The organism is Salinisphaera sp. Q1T1-3 (genome assembly GCF_003602005.1).
GTDB lineage: Bacteria > Pseudomonadota > Gammaproteobacteria > Nevskiales > Salinisphaeraceae > Salinisphaera.
The window spans coordinates 14,138-35,441 of record NZ_QZWD01000023.1; the positions used below are offsets into that span (position 1 = coordinate 14,138).

A 21,304-nucleotide genomic window follows, 5' to 3' on the forward strand; every position below is an offset into this window, starting at 1 on the left:
GACACTCACAGAGCCTAGAGTCGCGGCATGAACGAGAACGTGCTGGATCTTCTGCTGTATCTGTTCGAAAACTTCTCGCTACCCGATATCGGTGCCAGTGGCGAAGTGCGCGACGATCTCGGCGAAGCCGGTTTCTTTCCGGAAGAAATAGACGATGCCTTTGACTGGCTGGACGCCACGCGGGGCGACGGGCGCGCGCGTTTCGCGGCCCCCGGCTCGGATGCAGTACGCGTCTACGTCGGCCCGGAATTGATGGTGCTGGATGCCGAATGCCGCGGTTATATCACGCGGCTCGAGCAGGCCGGCGTTCTCAATGCCGAAAACCGTGAGCTGGTCATCGATCGGCTCATGGCACTGGCCGAGGACGAATCGGCGACCGCCGAACTCGAACAGGTCAAGTGGGTCGTCATGATGGTACTGTCCCAGGCGCCCGACCAGGATATGGCCTACGCCCGCATGGAAGCCATGATGCACGCCGATACGCCCGGCGCTGCACACTAGCCGTCCGGCACCGGGCATGATCCCGGCTCGGTACGGACTTCCGTTCGCTTTGATCGCACAACGACTTGAAAGCCGCGCGCCGGCCTCACAAGTTGACGCCCCTGTGCAACGCATGCTTCAAAAGGCTGTGCTACGGTTCGCCGCGGCTACGCCTCGACCCATCACCAGCAAGATCTTTCCATGAGCCGCAACCTCGTCATCGTGGAGTCTCCGGCCAAGGCCCGGACGATCGAGAAATACCTCGGCAAGGACTATCAGGTCCTGGCCTCGTACGGCCATGTCCGCGATCTGATCCCCAAGGAGGGGGCGGTCGATACGGCGAACAACTTCGCCATGCACTACGACATCATCGACCGCAACGCCAAGCAGGTCGACAAGATCGCGAAGTCGTTGAAAAAGGCCGATGCCCTGTTGCTGGCCACTGACCCCGACCGCGAAGGCGAGGCGATCGCCTGGCACCTGCTCGAGCTGCTGCGCGATCGCGGCCTGCTCGAAGAAAAGCACGTGGCACGCGTGGTCTTTCACGAGATCACCAAGCGCGCCGTGGCCAACGCGGTCGAAAACCCGCGCACGATCTCCAACGATCTGGTCAACGCCCAGCAGGCCCGACGGGCCCTCGACTATCTCGTGGGTTTCAATCTCTCGCCCCTGCTCTGGCGCAAGGTCCAGCGCGGCCTGTCGGCCGGCCGGGTGCAATCGCCGGCATTGCGGCTCATCTGTGAACGCGATGCCGAGATCGAAGCCTTCGTCCCCGAGGAATACTGGCGGATCGAGGCACGCGCCGAGGCCGAGGACACGCCTTTTTCGGCGCGCCTGTCACAACTCGACGGCGAACGGGTCGAACAATTCACCGTCAACAACCAGGGCAGCGCACGCACGGCACTGGACACACTGGCCGGCGCCGCCGGTGCCGCGGTCGAAACCTATGAAGTCGCGGCCGATGACAACAAATCATCGGGCATGCGGGCCGCCGGCGGCAGGCTGCGCGTAGCCACGGTCGAGAAGAAACAGCGCAAGCGCAATCCGGCGCCGCCATTCACGACCTCCACGCTACAGCAGGAAGCGGCACGCAAACTCGGCTTCAACGCGCGGCGCACCATGCGCACCGCCCAAGGGCTGTATGAAGGCGTGAAGCTCGGCGATGGCGAGGAGACCGGCCTGATCACCTACATGCGGACCGACTCGGTCAATCTGGCCAACGACGCGTTGGCCGAAATCCGCCAGACCATCGGCGATCGCTACGGCGCCAAGAACCGCCCGGACAGTCCGCGCAGTTTCAAGACCAAATCCAAGAACGCCCAGGAGGCACACGAGGCCATCCGCCCGACGGCCAGCGCGCGTATTCCGGACGAGATCAAGCGCTATCTGACCACCGATCAGTTCCGGCTTTATGAGCTGATCTGGCAACGTACCGTCGCCAGTCAGATGGTCCATGCCCTGTTCGATACGGTCTCGGCCGACCTGGCCGCGGATGATGCGAACAAGCACCTGTTCCGGGCCACCGGCCGTACGCTGCGCTCGCCGGGCTTTCTGTCGGTCTACAAGGAAGGTCGCGACGACGACAAGGGCGACGACGATGCCGACAAGCGCCTGCCCCCGCTCGAGGAAGGCCAGATTCTCGATCTGAACGAGATCGTGCCGACCCAGCACTTCACCGAGCCGCCGCCGCGCTTCACCGAGGCCGCGCTGGTCAAGACGCTCGAGGAATACGACATCGGGCGGCCGTCGACCTATGCCGCGATCATCTCGACGCTGCAGGACCGCGAGTACGTCGAAATGGACGGCAAGGCGTTCATGCCGACGCCACTCGGCAAGATCGTCAACAAGTTCCTGACCGACCATTTCACGCGCTACGTGGACTACGAGTTCACCGCCAAGCTGGAGGACCGGCTGGACGCCGTCTCGCGCGGCGAGCAGGAATGGCAGCCGTTGCTGGCCGAATTCTGGGATCGTTTCTCGGATCAGATCGAGGCCAAGCAGGATCTGTCCCGCGAGGAAGTCGCTCAGGCGCGTGAACTCGGCACCGATCCGGAGACCGGCAAACCGGTGATCGTACGTATCGGCCGCTATGGCCCGTTTGTGCAGCTCGGTTCCAAAGACGACGAGGAAAAACCCCGTTTCGCCGGCCTGCGCAAGGGCCAGGACATGGACAAGATCACGCTCGACGAGGCGTTGTATCTGTTCAACCTGCCACGCGATCTGGGCGAGACGCCGGAAGGTGAGGAGATCCAGGTCAACATCGGGCGCTTCGGTCCGTATGTCCGTTACGGCAAGAAATTCGCCTCGCTCAAGGAAGACGACCCTTACACCATCTCGAAAGAGCGCGCCCTCGACGTCATCGCCGAAAAGAAAGAGGCCGATGCCAAGAAACTGATCGCTCATTTCGAGGATGCCGGCATCAAGGTCCAGCACGGCCCCTACGGCCCCTACATCACCGACGGCAAGAAGAACGCCAGTGTGCCGAAGGAGCAGGAGCCGGCCGAACTGACGCTGGAACAGTGCCAGGACATCCTGGCCAAGGCGCCGGAAAAGAAAAAACGCGGTCGCAAGAACGCCAAGACCGGCGCGTCCAAGGCCTCGTCCTCGAAAAAGACCGCCAGCAGCAAGGCGACAAGCGCCAAGTCCGCCAGCCAGACCAAGAGCGCATCCAAGACAGCGGCCAAGACCAAGACGTCGAGCAAGAAGACCGCGTCGAAGTCCACATCCAAGAAGACCGGCTCGAAGTCTGCTGCAACGAAGTCCGGATCCCGCAAGACGGCGGCGAACAAGGGCAGCAACAAGAGCGATAGCGCCAGCTGATCGATCGTTGCATCCGATCGGCCGGCGCGCGGGTATTCTGTTCAAGACAGACCGACCATGTGAAGCGCCGACGCCGATCGGCCCCGGGGGCAGCGCCGTCATCTCTTGCGCCACCGGCCGCCGCGCGGCCGGTGGCCGGGCGACGTGGGCAACATCACGAATCAGACGATCGCGCCAAGGATCGATCATCATGGAAAGCACATCGATGCAAGCGTTCAGGCTGCGTCGCGCCGCGCACGCACTCGCGGCCGGGGGCGTGATCGCCCATCCGGCCGACGGCGTCTGGGGACTGGCCGCGGATGCCTATGACGCCGTGGCCGTCGATCGGATCCTGACCCTCAAGCAACGTGATGTCTCGCGCGGGCTGATCGTGATTGCCGCCGACCCGGCGCACCTCGCTCCGCTGGTCGCACCGGATGCCGGCTCGGCCTGGCAACGTGCGGTTGCATCCTGGCCGGCGGCCGTCACCTGGCTCCTGCCGGCCCGTGCGAATGCACCGTACTGGCTGACGGGCCGCCACGATCGCATCGCCCTGCGCCAGCCCGCACATGCCTTGACGCGCGCCCTTTGTGCATCGTTCGGCGGCCCGTTGGTCTCGACCAGCGCCAATGTATCCGGGCGCCCGCCGGTACGCTCGACCTGGACCGCTCGTGCACAGTTCGGGCCCTACATCGAACAAGTGCTTGCCGGCGCGCCGGACAGCCCCGGCGTGCCCAGTACGATTCGTGATGCCGTGACCAACGAGGTGATCCGTGGCTGAAGACCAGGCTGTCTCGACCGAAGCCGTGACCGACTATTTCCGTGGGCTGCAGGACCATATCGCCGCCCGCTTCGCGTCGTTCGAGACGAATATCGATTTTCACGTCGACGAATGGCAGCGTGACGGCGGCGGCGGTGGCGATACGCGGGTCCTGGCCGATGGCGATGTCTTCGAGCGTGCCGGCGTGAATTTCTCGCATATCGTGGGCGACTCCCTGCCCGCCTCGGCCTCGGCACGCCGGCCGGAACTGGCCGGTCGGTCGTTCGTGGCTACCGGAGTCTCGGTCGTGGCCCACCCGCGTAATCCCTATGCTCCGACCGCCCACGCCAATGTGCGCTTCTTCGTCGCGGAAAAGCCGGGAGAGGCGCCGGTATGGTGGTTCGGCGGCGGTTTCGATCTGACCCCGCATTACGGCTTCGATGCCGATGCGGTGGCCTGGCATCGCGCCGCCCGCGATGCCTGTGTGCCGTTCGGCGAAACGCTCTATCCGCGCTTCAAGTCCTGGTGCGACGAGTATTTCTATCTACCGCATCGCGAGGAGACGCGCGGCATCGGCGGCCTGTTCTTCGACGATTTCGACGAACTCGGCTTTGCAGACTCCTTCGGCTTCGTGCAATCGGTTGGCCAGGCCTTCATCGATGCTTACGCCCCGATCGTGGCGGCCCGTTGCGAAACGCCCTATGGCCAGGCCGAACGCGACTTCCAGCTGTATCGTCGCGGCCGCTACGTCGAGTTCAATCTGGTCTACGACCGTGGCACGTTGTTCGGCCTCCAGTCCCGCGGGCGGACCGAATCCATTCTGATGTCGATGCCGCCGCTGGCGGCATGGCAATATGGCTACACGCCGGCGCCTCACAGCGCCGAAGCCGATCTCTACGAGCGCTTCCTGACGCCGCAGGACTGGCTGGGCTCGTAGGCCGAGGGGGAGCTCGTCGCCGATGCATATCACGCTGACCGAACTGCGCTACCTGATCGCACTCGATAAAGAGCGCCATTTCGGCCGCGCCGCCAAACGAGCCTTCGTCAGCCAGCCCACGCTGTCGGTGGCCGTGAAGAAGCTCGAAAGCGAGCTCGGTGTCACCGTGTTCGAGCGCAACCGCGGTGAAGCACGCGTGACACCGATCGGCCGTCGCATCATCGAACAGGCCTATCGCGTGCTCGGCGAAGTCAGCGCGCTTGAGACAGTTGCCGAACAGGGCCGCGACGAGCTCAAGGGCGCGCTTCGTCTCGGCGTGATCTACACCGTCGGCCCGTATCTGCTGCCTCATCTGATACCGCGATTGCGCGAATCATGTCCTGAGATGCCGCTGGTCATCGAAGAGAATCTGACCGGCAATCTCACCCAGCAGCTGCGCAACAACGAACTCGACGCCGTCATCGTGGCCATGCCCTACGATGTCTCGGGCATGGCGCTTTGGCCGATCTATAACGAAGGCTTCGTGGTGGTCATGCCCCAGCAGCACAGCTGGGTGGCGCGTGAGGCAATCGAACCGGACGATCTGGCCCAGGAGAATCTGCTACTGCTCGGGCCGGGCCACTGCTTTCGCGATCAGGTCCTCAATCTGTGTGCGGAATGTCGCGAATCGGACGAGGCCAGCCGCACCCGGTCGGGCTCGTCGCTGGAGACGATCCGTCACATGGTCGCCAGCGGCCTGGGGATCACGGTATTGCCGCGCTCCTCGATTCCGAACCTGTCGGAGGAATCACGGCTTCTGGAGACACGACCGTTCGCCGGCGCCACGCCGCAGCGCCAGATTGCGATCGCCTGGCGACGCAGCTTCCCGCGCCCGCGCGCGATCACCGCGCTGCGCGATGCCGTGATGCAATGTGACCCGGCCGGCGTGGAACTATTGACCGAGGCGCAGGCCCACAACGTGGACGACGGTTTTCAGGACGCATCCTAGGGCCTGTTGAGGTTTCGTTCGAGCGCCTTTTCGTCGAGAGACCGCCGTGTGTCCGGCAAGGCGCGAGTCGCCGATCGTGGCGTGCCACGATCAAGGCTCGCAACGCCGCCGGGCGCCCATCGTCGATTTTCATGGGCGGCCCAACCCGAAGGGACAAGTGCCCCAAAATCAAAAACACGACGGCAATCCAGCGTTCTAGCACGCTGGCGCAGAATAACTGAATAACTGCGCGGCGCCTGCTACGCCTCGTCTTGCCGCACAACAGCGCTTGGCGCGGACTCGCACGAAACCTCAACACGCCCTAGCCACACAGGCGTTGCGAGCCGACCGACCGGGACGCCACCTGCGTTACACTCGACTCCATTTCATCGTCTGGCCGGTTACTCATGCGCGCGTTATTGGTCCTCGGGGCATTGTTTGTCGCCCCACTCGTCGCGACGGCCGCCACGCCGCCGAACGCCGACAGCATCAGCAACTACGACAGCGCGACACGCCGGGATTTCATGGATGCCCTGTCGGCGGCTCGACGCGGCAATCTGTCGAGCCACGCCGACGAAGTCGCGCGCCTGCGCGACTATCCGCTGTTCGATTATCTGCGCGCCGCCGAGTTACGCCACGACCTGTCCGGCAACGCCGATGCCACGCTGGACTCGCGCATCGCTCGTTTCGTCCAGGCCCATCCCGATCTGCCGCCCGCCCAGCGCCTGAAAAGCCACTGGCTGGATAATCTCGCCGATCGTGGCCAGTGGCAGACGATCGTCGATCAGACCCGCGACGAGGACAGCACCACCGCGACCTGCCGTCGCGTGGCGGCCCAGATCAAACTCGGCCGCGCCACACTGGGCCAGGCCCGAGCGCTCTACGATGTCGGCGCCAGCCAGCCTTCGGCCTGTGACCCGGTCTTCGCCTGGCTCGAGAGCACCGGCAATCTGACCTCGGCGCTGGTACGCGATCGCGCACACAAGGCAATTCTGGCGGGCAATACCGGCCTGGCCAGCTATCTCTCACGCCAGCTGCCGAGTGCCGACACCGCGACTGTCGATACGTGGCTGTCGGCGCTGAACAATCCGAGCACGCTGGCTCAGGCCGCTCCGGATCTCGATGACGACATCGTGGTGGCAGCCTTCAAGCGTTTCGCGCTGGCCGATCCGGCGAGCGCGGCCGATGCCCTGCCGGGTATCGTGACACGCTTTGGCCTCGATGCCGCCGATCAGTATCAGGTCAAACGCTACATCGCCCTGCTGTTCGCCGAGGAACACCGCCCGGAGGCATTGCTCTGGTACGCACGCCTCGACCATGCGCGCATGGTCGAAGAGGCCGACGACCATGCCCTGGGCTGGGAGATCCGGGCCGCGATCTATCAACGCCGCTGGCCGCTGGTCCTGGATTTCATCAATGCCCTGCCGGCGAGCATTGCCAAGGACGAGGAATGGCGATACTGGCGAGCCCGTGCACTGGCCGAAACCGGGCACAAGAATCAGGCCAAGACGCTCTACGCGAGCCTCGCCGCCGAGCGCTCGTATCACGGTTATCTGGCCGCTGATGCACTGGGCATGAAATACCGCTTCAACGAGCGCCCGGTCCCGAACGACCCGGCGGTACAGGCCCGGCTTCAGAATGACGCCGGCTTTCGGCGCGCACGCGAGCTGTATGCCTTGGGCATGGACAGCTATGCCTATCTGGAATGGAAACAGCTCGCGGCCACACTGCCCAAGGATCAGCTCATGCAGGCCGCCCGCATGGCCTACCAGTGGCAGTGGTACGCCCGGGCCATCCTCACGTTGGCCGACGCCGACTACTGGGACGATCTGGACATCCGCTATCCGACGCCGTTCGCGGCCACGGTGCGCCAGGCTGCCCGGACCAATGATCTCGATCCGGCCTATGTGTATGCCATCATTCGGACCGAGTCGCTGTTTCAACCGACCGTCCGCTCCCCGGTCGGCGCCCGCGGCCTGATGCAGCTCATGCCGGGCACCGCCGATCATCTCGCACGTCAGATGGGCCGATCGGCCCCAAGCGCCAGCGCGTTGAACGATCCGGCGACCAACGTCGGTTTCGGCACGCGCTATCTCGCCGACATGATGGCCGACTGGTCCAACAACATCGCGCTTGCAACCGCCAGCTACAACGCCGGTCCGCGCAAGATCGCGCAATGGCTGCCTGCGACCGACATGCCCGCCGACATCTGGATCGCCAATATTCCGTATACCGAGACACGGAAATACGTTCAGCGAGTCATGTCGCACATGACCGTTTTCCAGCACCGGCTCTCCGAATCCGTCACGCCGCTGGACAAGCGTCTGGATACGGTGCGTCCGTCGTACCGCACCAGTAACGACACAACATTCTGAGCGGCATGATCGACCGTACGCTGCGCAACGCTGGCGACCGTCACGCCGAAAGATCGCACCCATGACGCGTTATCTCGTCGGTGGCGCGGTGCGCGATGCACTGCTCGGCCTGCCGGTCGCCGATCGCGACTGGGTGGTGGTCGGCAGCACGCCCCGGGCCATGACCGAGGCCGGCTACACACCGGTCGGTCGGGACTTCCCGGTCTTTCTTCACCCCGAGACGGCCGAGGAACACGCCCTGGCGCGCACCGAGCGCAAATCGGGACACGGCTATCACGGATTCGTCTTCCACGCCGGGGCCGATGTCTCCCTCATGGACGATCTCGCCCGGCGGGATCTGACAATCAATGCGATCGCCCGGGACGACGACGGCACACTTCACGATCCGTACCACGGCCAGCGGGATCTCGAACGCCGGGTGCTGCGCCACGTGTCGCCGGCCTTCGTGGAGGACCCCGTGCGCATCCTGCGGCTGGCCCGCTACTACGCGCGATTCGCGCGCCTTGGCTTCCACGTTGCCGAACCGACACGCCAGCTGTGCTGCGACATGGTCGCGTCAGGCGAGATCGACCATCTCGTGCCGGAACGTGTCTGGGCCGAGGCCGAAAAGGCGCTCATGGGCGACGAGCCGGCGACATTCTTCTATTTCCTGCGCGAGATCGGTGCGCTGGCTCGATTATTCCCCGAGCTGGATGCCCTGTTCGGCGTGCCGCAGCCCACGCACTATCACCCCGAGGTCGACTGCGGCGTGCATACGCTGCTCGTGCTGGATCGCGCAGCCGCAGCCGGCGCCGGCCTGCCCGCCCGCTACGGCGCGCTGTGCCACGACTACGGCAAGGCGCTTACCCCGGCCCGTATCCTGCCCGGGCATCACGGCCACGAAGAGCGCGGCGTCGCACCGGCAGAGGCGGCCAGCCAGCGTCTCGGCGTGCCCAAGAAACTACGCGACAGCGCGCCCTTGATCGCGCGCTGGCATACCCATGTCCATCGCATTGCCGAACTTCGGCCCGCTACCGTCCTGAGCCTGCTCGAGGGTATCGACGCACTGCGTCGCCCGGAACGCCTGGACGATCTCGTCGCTGTCTGCGCAGCCGATGTACGCGGCCGGCTCGGCTACGAGGGCCGGACGTATCCCCAGGCCGAGCAGGTCCGCCGAGCCCATGCCGCCGCTCTGTCGATCAGCGGCCGCGACATCGCCCGGGATCGGGCCCTGTCCGGCCCGGAGATCGGCAAGGCACTGCGCCAGGCGCGCATCCGTGCCATTGGGGATGCCCTGTCCGCGACACCGGCGCCATACTGATCGCATCCATTCCGTTTTCGGATCCGGCATGACACAGACCGAGACCGCCCCTGTCGTCGTCACCGGCGCCAACCGACACGTCGGCGCGCATATGGCGCATCGCTTTCTCGATGACGGCTTCGCCGTGATCGCCCAGTACCGCACCACGACCGACGAGATCGAACGGCTCACCGAGCGCGGCGCCATCGGCATCCAGGGGGATTTCGCCGATACCGAATCCACGCTTGCTGTCGCCCGTAGCATCGCCGATCAAGCCGACCGCCTGCGTGCCGTGATCCATAACGCTTCGGCATTCTCGCCGACCGAAGACGACCCCGAAGACGCCGCGGCCCAGTTCCAGGCTTTTTTCGAGGTCCACATGCGGGCACCGTACCTGCTCAACCGCGTGCTCGGCCCGCAGATCCGCGGCGAGAACGACACGCCGGGCGATATCGTGCACATCACCGATATCTACGCCGACAACCCCGGCCCGCAGTACGATATCTACTGTGCGACCAAGGCCGGCCTGCAGAACCTGTCGGCGTCGTTCGCCAAGCAACTGGCCCCCGAGGTCAAGGTCAATGCCATTCAGCCCGGGCCGATCTCCTTCGAGGACTGGGTCGACGAGTCGGCCCGGCAACAGATGCTCGATGCCACGCCGATGGCCCGCACCGGCCGCCCGGAAAATATCTACCGAGCCGTACGCGCCTTTCTGGATAACGACTATCAGACCGGCGCCGTCGTCGCGGTCGACGGCGGGCGTCGACTCGGCGGTTGAGCGGTCTCGCGATGGGCCGGAGGGATCGGCCCGGCCCCGGATTCGTCAGCCGTCGAGCTGGACGGCACGCAACGGCTGATCCGCATCGTCGAATGCCGCCCAGAGGTCGCGATAGCGACGCGTCTTCGTCGGATGAATGCCATTCGGGCGCAGCTCGGCGAGCGGGCCGAGAACAAAGGCATAGGTCAGGATATCGGCCCGCGGCACGCGGATATCGCCGTCGTCATGGACCGTGGCACCGTAGAGCAGCAGATCGAGATCCATCGTGCGCGAACCATCGCGGGCACGCTCGTCGCGGCCGAGTTCGGTCTCGATCTCGCGTAGCGCAGCCTGGACAGCGTCGATGCTTTCGGCGGTCTCGAACAACACCACGAGATTGACGAAATCATTGCCCGAAAAGCCGACCGCGGGACAGGCATAGGCAGTCGAGACCTCGAGTGCGGCGAAACGCGAACGCAGCGCGGCCAGCGCCGCCGGCACATAGTGCTCGGGGGCGATGTTCGAGCCCATGCCAACCGCGACTTCCACGGTCTTCACACTCATGCCGAACGCTCCCGCGTGATGCGGATACCCACGCCCTTGGCGCCGCGCAGCGCACGGGGCTTGTCGAGACGCAACGTCACGCGCGAGACCTCGAACTCGTCCAGCACGAGCGCGGCGATGCGCTCGGCCAGGGTTTCCACGAGATCGAATTTCGCGGCCTCGACGAAGGCGATCACACGCTTGGCCACGGCCTTGTAATCCAGCGTGGCCGCCACGTCGTCGCTGGCCGCCGCAGCGCGGATATCGAAATCCATTTCCAGATCGATGATCACGCGCTGCCGAATGGTCCGCTCCCAGTCATACAGTCCGATGACTGTATCGATGGCGAGCTGTTCGATGAAGATAGTGTCCAAGACGTCGAGCCGAAAACCTGGCGTGGGCCAATGACCGATCAGGATACCGGTTCCCGTCGCTCGACCCCACCGAAGCACGACATCCAGCTCATGACGCCGCGGCAGATGCCGGCGGCACGAGCGTTTCCAGCGACCAGCGCGGCACGGCCTCGGCAGGCACGATACCGGGCCTCATCTGCGTTCGGCGCAGATACCCGGTCAAGGCGATCATCGCCGCGTTATCGGTGCAGAAGGCCGGGCGCGGGAAATACAGGGCAAAACCGTCGACACGCCCACGCTCGGCCAGCGCGGCGCGCAGTGAGGCATTCGCCCCGACACCGCCAGCCACGACCAGCCGTTCCATGCCGGCCGCGCGCACGGCACGCGCGCACTTGGCCACAAGTGTTTCCACGACCGCCTGCTGAAAGCTCGCCGCGATATCCGCCTGGGCCGCTCGGGTGCGGCCGCCGGACTTGATCGCAAGCATGACCGCCGTCTTGAGGCCGGAGAACGAGAAATCCAGCCCCGGTCGATTGCACATCGGCCGCGGGAAGGCGTGAGCCGTCGGATCGCCCTCGGCGGCCAGTCGAGACAACGCCGGCCCGCCCGGATAACCGAGCCCCAGCATCTTGGCGGCCTTGTCGAACGCCTCGCCGACGGCATCGTCGAGGCTTTCGCCCAGTACCCGATAGCGACCGACGCCCTCGACGGCCACCAGCATTGTGTGGCCACCCGAAACGAGCAGCGCCACGTAAGGGAATGCGGGCGGCTCGGCTTCGAGCAGGGGTGAAAGCAGATGGCCTTCCATGTGGTGCACGCCGAGCACCGGCACCGACAGGCCCATGCCGTAACCGGCCGCCACCGACGCGCCGACCAGCAGGGCACCGACCAGCCCGGGCCCGCGCGTATAGGCGATCCCGGTGATCGTCGGATGTCCGGCCGTCGCGCACACGTTTTCGATCAGCGGCGCGATCTTGCGGATATGATCCCGCGAGGCCAGCTCCGGCACCACGCCGCCGTAGTCGGCATGGATCGCGACCTGACTGTGAACAGCGTGCGCGAGCAGGCCGGCCTCGCCGTAGAGGGCGGCCGCGGTCTCGTCGCAGGAACTCTCGATGCCGAGTATGATTGGCGTTCGTTGCATTGCAGCGTGGCTCGGCGTATTATTCATCGCCCTATTCTAGCCGCAGTGGGCCAACCGGTCAGCAGCGGCGTCGATAAACCACCGCTATACCCGGAGTGTGATGCTCAATGCCTAGCGTACGCGTAAAAGAGAACGAGCCGTTTGAAGTCGCGCTTCGTCGTTTCAAGCGCAGTTGCGAAAAAGCCGGCGTCGTGACCGAAGTACGCCGTCGCGAGTTTTTCGAGAAGCCCTGCCAGACACGCAAGCGCAAGCGTGCGGCGGCCGTGAAGCGGCACGCCAAGCGTCTGCAGCGTGAGCAGCAGCGTTTCACGCGCCAGTATTGATCGCACGCGATCACTGGCACGTCATCGATCAGGCTTGATCGTTGAAAACAGCGGCCTCGAGCCGCTGTTTTTTTGTCCGTCTCTTCCAGGAGGATCTCCTTGAATCTCAAAGAACAGCTGTCGGATGACATGAAGTCCGCAATGCGGGCGCGCGACAAGGAGCGTCTCGCCGTGATCCGCCAGGCGCAGGCCGCCGTCAAACAGCGCGAGATCGACGAAGGCACGACCCTGGACGATGCCGGGGTGCTGGCCGTGATCGAGAAGATGATCAAGCAGCGGCGCGATGCCGAAACCCAGTATCGCGACGCCGGCCGGGACGAACTCGCGGATGCCGAAGGCGCCGAGATCACCGTTCTCGAGCATTACCTGCCGGCTCGCCTGTCGGATGCCGAGCTCGATGCCGTCATCGACCGCGCGATCGCCGATACCGGCGCCGAATCGATGCGCGACATGGGCAAGGTGATGGGCCAGTTGAAATCCGAACTCGCCGGCCAGGCCGACATGTCCGACGTCAGCGCCCGACTCAAGACCAAACTGCAATAGACCGCAGGCCGCCGCGACGCACGCGCCGACTCGTGTGTCGCGACGCGGGCCGGCGGCGATCCGGTGCCCATGGCGCGTATTCCCCAGTCCTTCATCGATCAGCTGCTGGAGCGGACGGATATCGTCTCGCTGATCGATGCACGCGTCTCGCTCAAGAAAGCCGGGCGTGACTACAGCGCCTGCTGTCCCTTCCACGACGAGAACACACCGTCGTTCACGGTCTCCCCGACCAAGCAGTTCTATTACTGTTTCGGGTGCGGCGCGACCGGCACGGCCATCAGCTTCCTGATGGAATACGACCGGCTCGAATTCCGTGATGCCGTCGATGTCCTGGCCCAGGCGGCCGGCATGACCCTGCCCACCGACGAGACGGACGACAAACCGACCGGCCCGCCGCGTGCGCCATTGCTCGAAGCCATGCAACGGGCCGATCGCCATTATCGAAAGGCGCTGCGCAACAGTCCGGAGACCATCGCCTATCTGAAAGAACGCGGCGTGACCGGCGACATGGCACGCTGCTTCGGCCTGGGCTTTGCCGCCGACGCCTGGGACGATCTGACAAGACGCATGCCGGACAAGAAGGCCGCCTCCGAGGCGGGCCTGCTCATCGAGCGCGATAACGGCGGCTGGTTCGATCGGTTCCGTAATCGCCTGATGTTTCCCATCCGCGATACCCGGGGGCGCACCATCGCCTTCGGCGGACGCACGCTCGGCGACGACAAGGCCAAGTACCTCAACTCTCCGGAAACGCCGCTGTTCCACAAGTCGGACCAGATGTACGGCCTCTACGAGGCACGTCAGGCGATGCGCGATCTGCCCCGCCTGCTCGTCGTCGAAGGCTACATGGACGTGATCGCGCTTGCCCAGCACGGCTTTCCCAATGCCGTGGCCACGCTCGGCACGGCCACCACAGCGAGCCATCTGACCACGCTGTTTCGTCATACACAGGAAGTGATGTTCTGTTTCGACGGCGATTCGGCCGGTGTGCGGGCGGCCCGCCGCGCGATGGAGATCAGCCTGCCGGTGATGCGCGGCGCACGTCGGGTGCGTTTCCTGTTTCTGCCCGAAGGCGAGGACCCCGACACGCTCGTACATGGCGAGAACGGGCGCGAGGCCATGCAGGCCGCCATCGACGCGGCACGACCGGCCTCGGAAGTTCTGCTCGACTCGCTCACCGACGGGCTCGACCTGAGCCGTGCCGATGGCCGCGCCGAATTGATCGAGCGCGCGCGCAAGCCCATCAACACGCTCCCACCGGAAGCATTCCGGGCCGAATTGATCGGCGAGATCGCCACCCTGTCGCGTCTGCCGGCCGACGATCTGCGTACGTTGTATGCCGACGGCGGCCAGAGTGCGCAGCCGGCGGCGCGCTCGGCGTCGACGAGTACCGGCACGTCGCATACCGCGGCGGCCGATGAAGCAGCCCGTGTCTCGCCGATCACACGGGCCCTGGCACTGCTACTCGCCGACACCACGCTCGCCGCCCAGGCGCATCACGCGGTCGCGGACCTCAACGATCACGACAATCCGGGCGCGCAAATTCTGGCCGAGGCGATTGACTTTTTCGAAAAAAACCCAAATGTCTCCGTTGCACGATGGCTAGAACGCCATCGGGACAACCGATTCTTTTCGCGACTTCAGACGCTGGCATCACAACAGCCACCGGGTGACACGGAACAGCGGGCCGCCGAATTCAACGATGCCATCGCCCGGCTGTCGCGCCAGCGTCGCTCGCGACAAACCTTGCGACAACGCTACAACGCGTTGATCGCCAAGCAGGAAAGCGGACCGCTGGATGCAGCGGCTGCACAGGAGTTGAAGGACGTCTTGAGCCAGCTACAGGGCGACATCGAAACCTGAACCCGCGTCGTTCGCGTCGCCGCCCCCAGGCGCCGATGCTAGAATGGTGGGTTATCGCCGAGTTCGCCCTGCCCCAGATTCAAAACGCAGCGAGTCACATGAGCAGCAAAGACAAGAAATCCCAGCTTCGGCTGTTGATCGCCCACGGCAAGCAGAAAGGGTATCTCACCTACGCCGAGGTCAACGATACCTTGCCTGACGATATCGTCGATCCGGAGCAGATCGAAGACATCGTCAACATGATCAGCGACATGGGCATCACGGTGCACGAGCAGGCACCGGATGAGGACGATCTGTCGATCGACGGCAATGCCGTCAACGACGATGACGACGACGATGCCGAGGAAGCCGCCGCCACGCTGGCCGCGCTCGATCCGCAGTTCGGGCGCACCACGGACCCGGTGCGCATGTACATGCGCGAGATGGGCACCGTCGAGTTGCTCGATCGCCAGGGTGAGATCCGCATCGCCAAGCGCATCGAGGAAGGCCTGTCCGAGATGATGTACTCGCTGGCCTATTTCCCGGCGACCACCGGGCGGCTGCTCGAGTTGTGGGAACAGGTCGATGCCGGCGACAAGCGTCTGTCGGATCTCATCGTGGGCTTCGTGGACCCGGATACCGGCGATCCGATTGTCGCCAACGAGGAAGAAGCGGAAGCCGCCGAGGCCCCCGAGGCCGAAGAAGAGGCCGAGGACGAAGACGAGGAAGAGACCAGCTCGGCGGCGCCGAGCAATGACGGTCCTGATCCGGAAGAGGCCAATGTCCAGTTCGCCGAGCTCAAGCGACTGCATGCCCAGGCCGTGTCCTGTCTCGAGGACAAGGGCCGTGAACATGCGCAGACGGAAGTGGCGCTGGCTGGCCTGGCCACGCATTTCATGCGCTTCAAGCTCGTACCCAAGACCGCCGACGACCTCACGCTGCAGCTGCGCACGGCGATGATCGACATCCGCAGCGCGGAACGCGACATGCTGCGCATCTGCGTCAACGAGGCCGGCATGCCGCGTCGCGACTTCGTGCGACAGCTGCCCGAGAACATCACCAATGAGGATTGGCTGGACAAGCTGATCCGTGCCAAACGTCGTTATTCCTCGACGATCGCGAGCCGGCGCGAGGATATCGTGCGGCACATGGGACGGATCCGCGAAATCGAGACCGAGTCTTCCCTTGACGTCAATCACATCAAGGAAATCAACCGCAAGATGTCGATTGGCGAGGCCAAGGCCCGCCGCGCCAAGAAGGAGATGGTCGAGGCGAACCTCCGTCTGGTGATCTCGATCGCGAAGAAATACACCAACCGTGGTCTGCAGTTCCTGGATCTCATTCAGGAAGGCAACATCGGCCTGATGAAGGCGGTCGACAAATTCGAATACCGCCGCGGTTACAAGTTCTCGACCTATGCAACGTGGTGGATCCGTCAGGCCATCACGCGTTCGATCGCCGATCAGGCGCGCACCATTCGTATCCCGGTGCACATGATCGAAACGATCAACAAGCTCAACCGCATCTCGCGGCAGATGCTCCAGGAGATGGGCCGCGAACCCTCCCCGGAGGAACTGGCCGAGCGCATGGAAATGCCCGAAGAGAAGGTGCGCAAGGTCCTCAAGATCGCCAAGGAGCCGATCTCGATGGAAACGCCGATCGGCGACGACGAGGATTCGCACCTCGGCGACTTCATCGAGGACATCAATGCCATCGCGCCGGACGACTCCGCGTCGGGCGAATCACTGCGCGAGGCCACGCACAACACGCTGGCCAGCCTGACACCGCGTGAGGCCAAGGTCCTGCGCATGCGCTTCGGCATCGACATGAACACCGACCACACCCTCGAAGAAGTCGGCAAGCAGTTCGATGTCACCCGCGAGCGTATCCGTCAGATAGAGGCCAAGGCGCTGCGCAAGCTGCGCCATCCGTCGCGTGCCACGTTCCTCAAGAGCTTTCTTGACGAATAGACGCACCGACACAACGCTTGTCTGTTCAACTGCCCCGCGTCGGACGACGCGGGGCAGTTTTTTGGGCAGCGCATGCGTCGCAACACCCCGCATCGCGACGTTTGGCAGGCACGTTGCCCGTGTTTTTGTCGGATCACACCTCGATTGCGCACGCGCAATTGGGATACAGTCAGTTCGTATGCCGAGCTTGTATTCGGGGGGACGTGTGTTCAAACAAACCACGGCCGTATCCACGGCCCGGGCGCGAGGTTGTAGCCATCATGCGGTCGGCATGCCATCGTCATACGGTCACTGGACCGTCTCGCCCAGCGATCGCCGGCTGCACATGCGTCTTCGGGCCCACACTCTTGCTTGAACCGCCGTCACCAGTTCCATCAGCCCGACAGCCGCCCGCGCCACGCATGACGCGCGCTGACACAGCTTGCCAGGCACGAGCCCACATCGCCGCCGCGCCCGGCGCCAATGCGAACGGCCAACCGCACGCGCGATACCTCGATACCCGCCTGAAAATCCGCACACGGGGCATGCCACGGCGCGTGCCGGATCCAGAACGCTAGCATGCGCCTATTGCGGAACTTCACTCGGCTACGCGCCCGCATGTTCGTGGCACTGCTGATCTTCGCGCTGATCGCGGAAAGCAGCGTCGCACTCGCGGTACTGCGCCTGAACTACCTGCGCGCCGTGCATCAGGCCGACCAGAGCCTGGTGGTCGGCACCCGGGTGATGCGGCAGTTCATGGTCGAACGGGACCGACAGCTCTCGCTCATGGTCGATATCCTCACCTCGAGCCCCGACTTCAAGTCCGCGATTAGCCTCGGCGAGCAGCGCACCCTGCACAGCGCATTGCAGCATTTCAACGAGCGCGTGCATGCCGACGTCTCGGTCCTGCTGTCCCCCGAGGGCCGATTGCGCGATTCCGTCGGCGGCGGCCGATTGCTTCAAGGGCCCAGCGGTACACTCGATCCGCTCATCGATGATGCCCGACGCGCGGGTAGCAGTAGCGGTCTCGTGATGATTCACAACCGCCCCGCACAGTTCGTCATCGTCCCCATCCGGGACAATCATCTCTTGGCCTGGGCCGGCATGGGATTCGCAATCGACGGCGAGCTGGCCCGCACGCTGCATATGCTCACCGGCCTGCGCGTGACGTTCATCGCCTCGCACCACGGGCGACCGGTCTTTCGTGTATCCAGCGACGAACAGGACACCGCACCGAATGAAGACATTCCGCACGTCACACTGCGACGCACACTGCTCGATGCCGGCGACCGTCGACTCGATGTCCGCCTGAGCCTGCCCAACGGCGAAGTCCTGACCGGCTATTACGCCCTGGCGCGTCGTCTGATATTCATCTTCATCGCGACACTCGCAGCCAGCGGCCTGCTGGCGTTCTGGCTGTCTCGCCGGCTTTCGGCGCCGCTCGACCAACTCAGCCGGTTCGCACGCACGGTCGCCGACGGCGAATACTCCAACCCGCCGCCCAGTCGTGGCATCGGCGAGCTCGATCAGCTGGCCACCGCCTTGACCGAGATGCGCGATGCGGTGCGCGAGCGCGAGGCCAGAGTTCGACATCAGGCAAGCCACGATGCCCTTACCGGCCTGCCCAATCGCGGGCTCGCCCGCGAGCATCTCGACCGGATGCTGCGCGAGGGCCAGTCCTTCGTCGCCGTCCGGCTCGCGGTACGCGGGTTTCAACGCATCAACAGCGCGCTGGGCTATCAACTCGGCGACCGCGCGCTCCAGACCGTATCCGAGCGCCTGCGCGAGGCAACCGACGACGACTCGTTCGTCGCGCGCACCGAAGGCAACGACTTCCTGATCGCGTGCCCGAACATCGAAACGGAGTCCGGGCTGCACGAACGCTGGCAGCGCGTACGCGAAACGCTCGAACAGCCGATGCCCCTGGCCGGCACCACGCTACAGCTCGAATTCGCCATTGGCGCCCTGTTCAGTCCTGCGGATGCCGACGACGTGGAGACCGTCTGGCGTCGCTCGACGATCGCCCTCGGACAGGCCGTCGAACATCGCGGCACGCTCGTGTTCTATCACCCCGGCATGGACGAACAGCAGAACCGCGAGCTGACGATCATCCGAGACCTGGCCCGCGCCGTGGCCCGCGACGAACTGTCTCTCGTCTATCAACCCAAGCTGAATCTGGCGACCGGCCGGATCGCGCACGTCGAAGCCCTCGTACGATGGCAGCACCCGACGCTCGGCTTCGTACCACCGGACGAATTCATCGGCCTGGCCGAGCGCTCCGGTCAGATCGACACCATTACCGGCTGGGTCTGCGAGGCGGCGGCGAGCCAGCTGAGCGCCTGGCAGGCTGCCGGCATCGACCTCGGCATGGCACTCAATCTCTCGGCCGATGAAATCGCCAACGACGATCTGCCTCGGATGATCAAACCCGTGCTGCGTACCGCGCGCACGCCGAGCGCGATCACGCTCGAAGTCACGGAAAGCGCCATACTGCGCGAACCTGCTGCCGCACGCGCCAACCTCGCCCATCTGCAACGATACGGCGCGCGCATCGCCGTCGACGACTTCGGTACCGGCTACTCCTCGTTCTCGCAGCTCGGCCAACTCAGTGCCGACGAGCTCAAGATCGACAAGTCACTCGTGCAGACGCTCGAAAGCGCTACCGCCAACCAGCACATCGTCAATGCGATTATCAGCCTGGGACACCGACTCGGATTGAGCGTTGTCGCCGAAGGCGTGGAGAACGCCCAGACCCTGCAGTTCCTCGCCGCGCACGACGTCGACGCCATCCAGGGCTTCTTCCTGGCCCGACCCATGACGCCCCAGGATCTGACCGAGTGGCTCGCGCAGCCCATACCGGCCGCCGTGCGCGAGGCCATCACCACCGCCGCGCGCCCTGAACTCTGAAAAGACAGGTCGGATCTCGCACCGTCGTCCGACACGCTGGCGTGCAGCACCGATCACGGTTGGCCTCGATCGGCGCGCCGCGTATAGTGCCAAACGCTTGCGCAGGGCCTGTAGCTCAGTGGTTAGAGCAGGGGACTCATAATCCCTTGGTCGTCGGTTCGAGTCCGACCGGGCCCACCAATCGGATCAGTGACCTGGGATGAGCGTACTGCACGTAAGCGTCTCGACTGAACGCTCGGACTCATCCGTGGGAAACGGCGGCGGCCTGCCACAGGGCAACCGGTCGCGGCAGATCATCGCCGGCCAGGGGTCGAGCTTGGCGCTACCGAGTCACGAGACCGGGCCCATGGGGGAGTGCGGTTTCTGCCTCGGCTCTGAATAGCCATCCGTGATCGACACGGGCTGACGATCTCGCCGGGTCCGATTCTGCGAGAGCATATCGCTTGCGGACTTGCCAGGCGCAATGGGCGCTCTTCCTCAAGACCAGCGCTGTTCAAAAACGCCCTGACCATCCCATCACAATGGCGACGGTTCGGGTTATAAAACGCGTCAATGAGAAGATAGCGGCTCTGGCCAGATCACATACCTTGTTCAGGCGCGAGACGCACAGCCGCACTCGCGATTTTCATAGTGGGTGCTGGCGATGATCGCGCGGTTTCATGCCTCAGCACGATGGCCGACCGAATCGAGCCGCGTTACGGCTCACGCCGATATTGCCAGAGCGTTGCCGGGGGCCAGTTGCGCTGAATGCGCCGCCAGCGCGTGGCGCTGTATCCCCATCGCTCGAGCCGATGTCGGCGTACCGGCGAGCCCGGGAGATAGGTGATCTGGGTGAAACAGGCGCTCGACGCGGCGTGGGTGAAACAGCCGTCTAGCACGGCCCGCTGGTCCGGTGTATCGAAATTGAGAATCGGCAGCGTGGACAGGATCGCACCGACGTGCTCGTGTCCGCGGCGGCGGAGCAAACGCGCGATCGTGGGCGCCAGCGCGCGTGCATCAAGGCAGAGCATGCCCGCCGGGCCGAAGCGCCGGCACAATCTGGCATGCAGGATGTGATCGGCCTCGACTGCGATCAGGCGATTCCGATCGAGGCCCGCGGCCAACAACGTTGCCGTGATCGGACCGGTGCCGGCGCCGAGTTCGACGATGAGGCCATCCGGCGCCGCTGTCGCAGCGTCGACGAATGCCGCACCGACGGCGGCACTGCTCGGTGCCCAGGTCGCGATCTGGCGCGGCTTGGTCAACCAAAGTCGCCAGAGCGTCGTGAAATCGGACAACGAGGGAGCGGTTCGCGTATTCATGGCATCAGCTAACCGCGGCGACGTGACCGGTCGATGACAATCGCCGGC

The 21,304-nt window shown here is 64.6% G+C and carries 18 protein-coding genes and 1 tRNA gene; 14 read left to right on the forward strand and 5 right to left on the reverse strand.

Features of this window, described 5'->3' with window-relative positions; translation table 11 throughout:
- The first annotated feature begins 27 nt into the window (after window positions 1-27).
- The 8 genes from D3260_RS15990 to D3260_RS16025 all read left to right on the forward strand — a co-directional run bounded on the left by D3260_RS15990 (window position 28) and on the right by D3260_RS16025 (window position 10,375).
- Window positions 28-501: a DUF494 family protein gene (locus D3260_RS15990; RefSeq protein WP_120099616.1), complete on the forward strand. Its 474-nt coding sequence runs from the start codon at window positions 28-30 to the stop codon at window positions 499-501.
- A 180-nt stretch (window positions 502-681) separates the two neighbouring features.
- Window positions 682-3,300, forward strand: coding sequence for a DNA topoisomerase I (locus D3260_RS15995; RefSeq protein ID WP_120099617.1), 2,619 nt, complete (start codon window positions 682-684; stop codon window positions 3,298-3,300).
- Window positions 3,301-3,490: 190 nt separating this feature from the next.
- Complete coding sequence (locus D3260_RS16000) at window positions 3,491-4,060, forward strand: L-threonylcarbamoyladenylate synthase (protein ID WP_199671551.1); 570 nt, start codon at window positions 3,491-3,493, stop codon at window positions 4,058-4,060.
- Complete coding sequence (gene hemF / locus D3260_RS16005) at window positions 4,053-4,976, forward strand: oxygen-dependent coproporphyrinogen oxidase (protein WP_120099618.1); 924 nt, start codon at window positions 4,053-4,055, stop codon at window positions 4,974-4,976. The genes D3260_RS16000 and hemF overlap by 8 nt, the downstream gene beginning before the upstream one ends.
- Window positions 4,977-5,004: 28 nt before the next feature.
- Complete coding sequence (locus D3260_RS16010; RefSeq protein ID WP_199671554.1) at window positions 5,005-5,964, forward strand: hydrogen peroxide-inducible genes activator; 960 nt, start codon at window positions 5,005-5,007, stop codon at window positions 5,962-5,964.
- Window positions 5,965-6,350: 386 nt separating this feature from the next.
- Window positions 6,351-8,318, forward strand: coding sequence for a transglycosylase SLT domain-containing protein (locus tag D3260_RS16015; protein WP_120099620.1), 1,968 nt, complete (start codon window positions 6,351-6,353; stop codon window positions 8,316-8,318).
- Window positions 8,319-8,379: 61 nt separating this feature from the next.
- Window positions 8,380-9,618 (forward strand): multifunctional CCA addition/repair protein, encoded by a 1,239-nt coding sequence (locus D3260_RS16020; protein ID WP_120099621.1) that lies wholly within the window; start codon window positions 8,380-8,382, stop codon window positions 9,616-9,618.
- Between the two features lie 28 nt (window positions 9,619-9,646).
- Window positions 9,647-10,375 (forward strand): SDR family oxidoreductase, encoded by a 729-nt coding sequence (locus tag D3260_RS16025; RefSeq protein WP_158583576.1) that lies wholly within the window; start codon window positions 9,647-9,649, stop codon window positions 10,373-10,375.
- Between the two features lie 45 nt (window positions 10,376-10,420).
- On the opposite strand, the gene folK is transcribed toward D3260_RS16025, so the two are convergent.
- The 3 genes from folK to tsaD form a co-directional block, all read right to left on the reverse strand.
- Window positions 10,421-10,918, reverse strand: coding sequence for a 2-amino-4-hydroxy-6-hydroxymethyldihydropteridine diphosphokinase (gene folK, locus D3260_RS16030; RefSeq protein WP_120099623.1), 498 nt, complete (start codon window positions 10,916-10,918; stop codon window positions 10,421-10,423).
- The gene (folB, locus tag D3260_RS16035) at window positions 10,915-11,271 is read right to left on the reverse strand and encodes a dihydroneopterin aldolase (RefSeq protein WP_120099624.1); all 357 of its coding nucleotides are present in this window, start codon (window positions 11,269-11,271) and stop codon (window positions 10,915-10,917) included. The genes folK and folB overlap by 4 nt, the downstream gene beginning before the upstream one ends.
- A gap of 88 nt (window positions 11,272-11,359) precedes the next feature.
- Complete coding sequence (gene tsaD / locus D3260_RS16040) at window positions 11,360-12,394, reverse strand: tRNA (adenosine(37)-N6)-threonylcarbamoyltransferase complex transferase subunit TsaD (protein ID WP_120099625.1); 1,035 nt, start codon at window positions 12,392-12,394, stop codon at window positions 11,360-11,362.
- Window positions 12,395-12,501: 107 nt separating this feature from the next.
- On the opposite strand from tsaD, the gene rpsU reads away from it, so the two are divergent.
- The 4 genes from rpsU to rpoD all read left to right on the forward strand — a co-directional run bounded on the left by rpsU (window position 12,502) and on the right by rpoD (window position 17,069).
- On the forward strand, window positions 12,502-12,717 hold the full coding sequence (gene rpsU, locus D3260_RS16045) for a 30S ribosomal protein S21 (RefSeq protein WP_037332947.1): 216 nt from the start codon (window positions 12,502-12,504) through the stop codon (window positions 12,715-12,717).
- Window positions 12,718-12,816: 99 nt separating this feature from the next.
- Window positions 12,817-13,260 carry a GatB/YqeY domain-containing protein gene (locus tag D3260_RS16050; RefSeq protein WP_120099626.1) on the forward strand — a complete coding sequence of 148 codons (444 nt, stop codon included), beginning with the start codon at window positions 12,817-12,819 and terminating at the stop codon, window positions 13,258-13,260.
- A gap of 69 nt (window positions 13,261-13,329) precedes the next feature.
- Entirely contained in the window at window positions 13,330-15,120 is a 1,791-nt protein-coding gene (dnaG, locus tag D3260_RS16055) for a DNA primase (RefSeq protein ID WP_120099627.1), read from the forward strand.
- A 98-nt stretch (window positions 15,121-15,218) separates the two neighbouring features.
- The gene (gene rpoD, locus D3260_RS16060) at window positions 15,219-17,069 is read left to right on the forward strand and encodes an RNA polymerase sigma factor RpoD (protein WP_233544112.1); all 1,851 of its coding nucleotides are present in this window, start codon (window positions 15,219-15,221) and stop codon (window positions 17,067-17,069) included.
- 288 nt (window positions 17,070-17,357) lie between these two features.
- On the opposite strand, the gene D3260_RS18200 is transcribed toward rpoD, so the two are convergent.
- Window positions 17,358-17,600 (reverse strand): hypothetical protein, encoded by a 243-nt coding sequence (locus D3260_RS18200; RefSeq protein ID WP_370456328.1) that lies wholly within the window; start codon window positions 17,598-17,600, stop codon window positions 17,358-17,360.
- A gap of 27 nt (window positions 17,601-17,627) precedes the next feature.
- On the opposite strand from D3260_RS18200, the gene D3260_RS16065 reads away from it, so the two are divergent.
- Both D3260_RS16065 and D3260_RS16070 read left to right on the forward strand, forming a co-directional pair.
- Window positions 17,628-19,955: a bifunctional diguanylate cyclase/phosphodiesterase gene (locus D3260_RS16065; protein WP_120099629.1), complete on the forward strand. Its 2,328-nt coding sequence runs from the start codon at window positions 17,628-17,630 to the stop codon at window positions 19,953-19,955.
- A 104-nt stretch (window positions 19,956-20,059) separates the two neighbouring features.
- Window positions 20,060-20,135: transfer RNA gene (locus D3260_RS16070), tRNA-Ile, on the forward strand.
- 515 nt (window positions 20,136-20,650) lie between these two features.
- Here the strand turns inward: D3260_RS16070 and D3260_RS16075 are convergent.
- Window positions 20,651-21,256, reverse strand: a complete 606-nt coding sequence (locus D3260_RS16075) for a class I SAM-dependent methyltransferase (RefSeq protein ID WP_120099630.1) — start codon at window positions 21,254-21,256, stop codon at window positions 20,651-20,653.
- Window positions 21,257-21,304: the final 48 nt, after the last annotated feature.

What these genes read in the sequence shown, in the direction of transcription:
- D3260_RS15990 (WP_120099616.1), top strand. Translation starts at nt 28, where the DNA reads ATGAACGAGAACGTGCTGGATCTTCTGCTGTATCTGTTCGAAAACTTC.
- D3260_RS15995 (WP_120099617.1), top strand. Translation starts at nt 682, where the DNA reads ATGAGCCGCAACCTCGTCATCGTGGAGTCTCCGGCCAAGGCCCGGACG.
- D3260_RS16000 (WP_199671551.1), top strand. Translation starts at nt 3,491, where the DNA reads ATGGAAAGCACATCGATGCAAGCGTTCAGGCTGCGTCGCGCCGCGCAC.
- D3260_RS16015 (WP_120099620.1), top strand. Translation starts at nt 6,351, where the DNA reads ATGCGCGCGTTATTGGTCCTCGGGGCATTGTTTGTCGCCCCACTCGTC.
- D3260_RS16020 (WP_120099621.1), top strand. Translation starts at nt 8,380, where the DNA reads ATGACGCGTTATCTCGTCGGTGGCGCGGTGCGCGATGCACTGCTCGGC.
- D3260_RS16025 (WP_158583576.1), top strand. Translation starts at nt 9,647, where the DNA reads ATGACACAGACCGAGACCGCCCCTGTCGTCGTCACCGGCGCCAACCGA.
- folK (WP_120099623.1), bottom strand. Translation starts at nt 10,918, where the DNA reads ATGAGTGTGAAGACCGTGGAAGTCGCGGTTGGCATGGGCTCGAACATC.
- tsaD (WP_120099625.1), bottom strand. Translation starts at nt 12,394, where the DNA reads ATGCAACGAACGCCAATCATACTCGGCATCGAGAGTTCCTGCGACGAG.
- rpsU (WP_037332947.1), top strand. Translation starts at nt 12,502, where the DNA reads ATGCCTAGCGTACGCGTAAAAGAGAACGAGCCGTTTGAAGTCGCGCTT.
- dnaG (WP_120099627.1), top strand. Translation starts at nt 13,330, where the DNA reads ATGGCGCGTATTCCCCAGTCCTTCATCGATCAGCTGCTGGAGCGGACG.
- rpoD (WP_233544112.1), top strand. Translation starts at nt 15,219, where the DNA reads ATGAGCAGCAAAGACAAGAAATCCCAGCTTCGGCTGTTGATCGCCCAC.
- D3260_RS16065 (WP_120099629.1), top strand. Translation starts at nt 17,628, where the DNA reads ATGCGCCTATTGCGGAACTTCACTCGGCTACGCGCCCGCATGTTCGTG.
- D3260_RS16075 (WP_120099630.1), bottom strand. Translation starts at nt 21,256, where the DNA reads ATGAATACGCGAACCGCTCCCTCGTTGTCCGATTTCACGACGCTCTGG.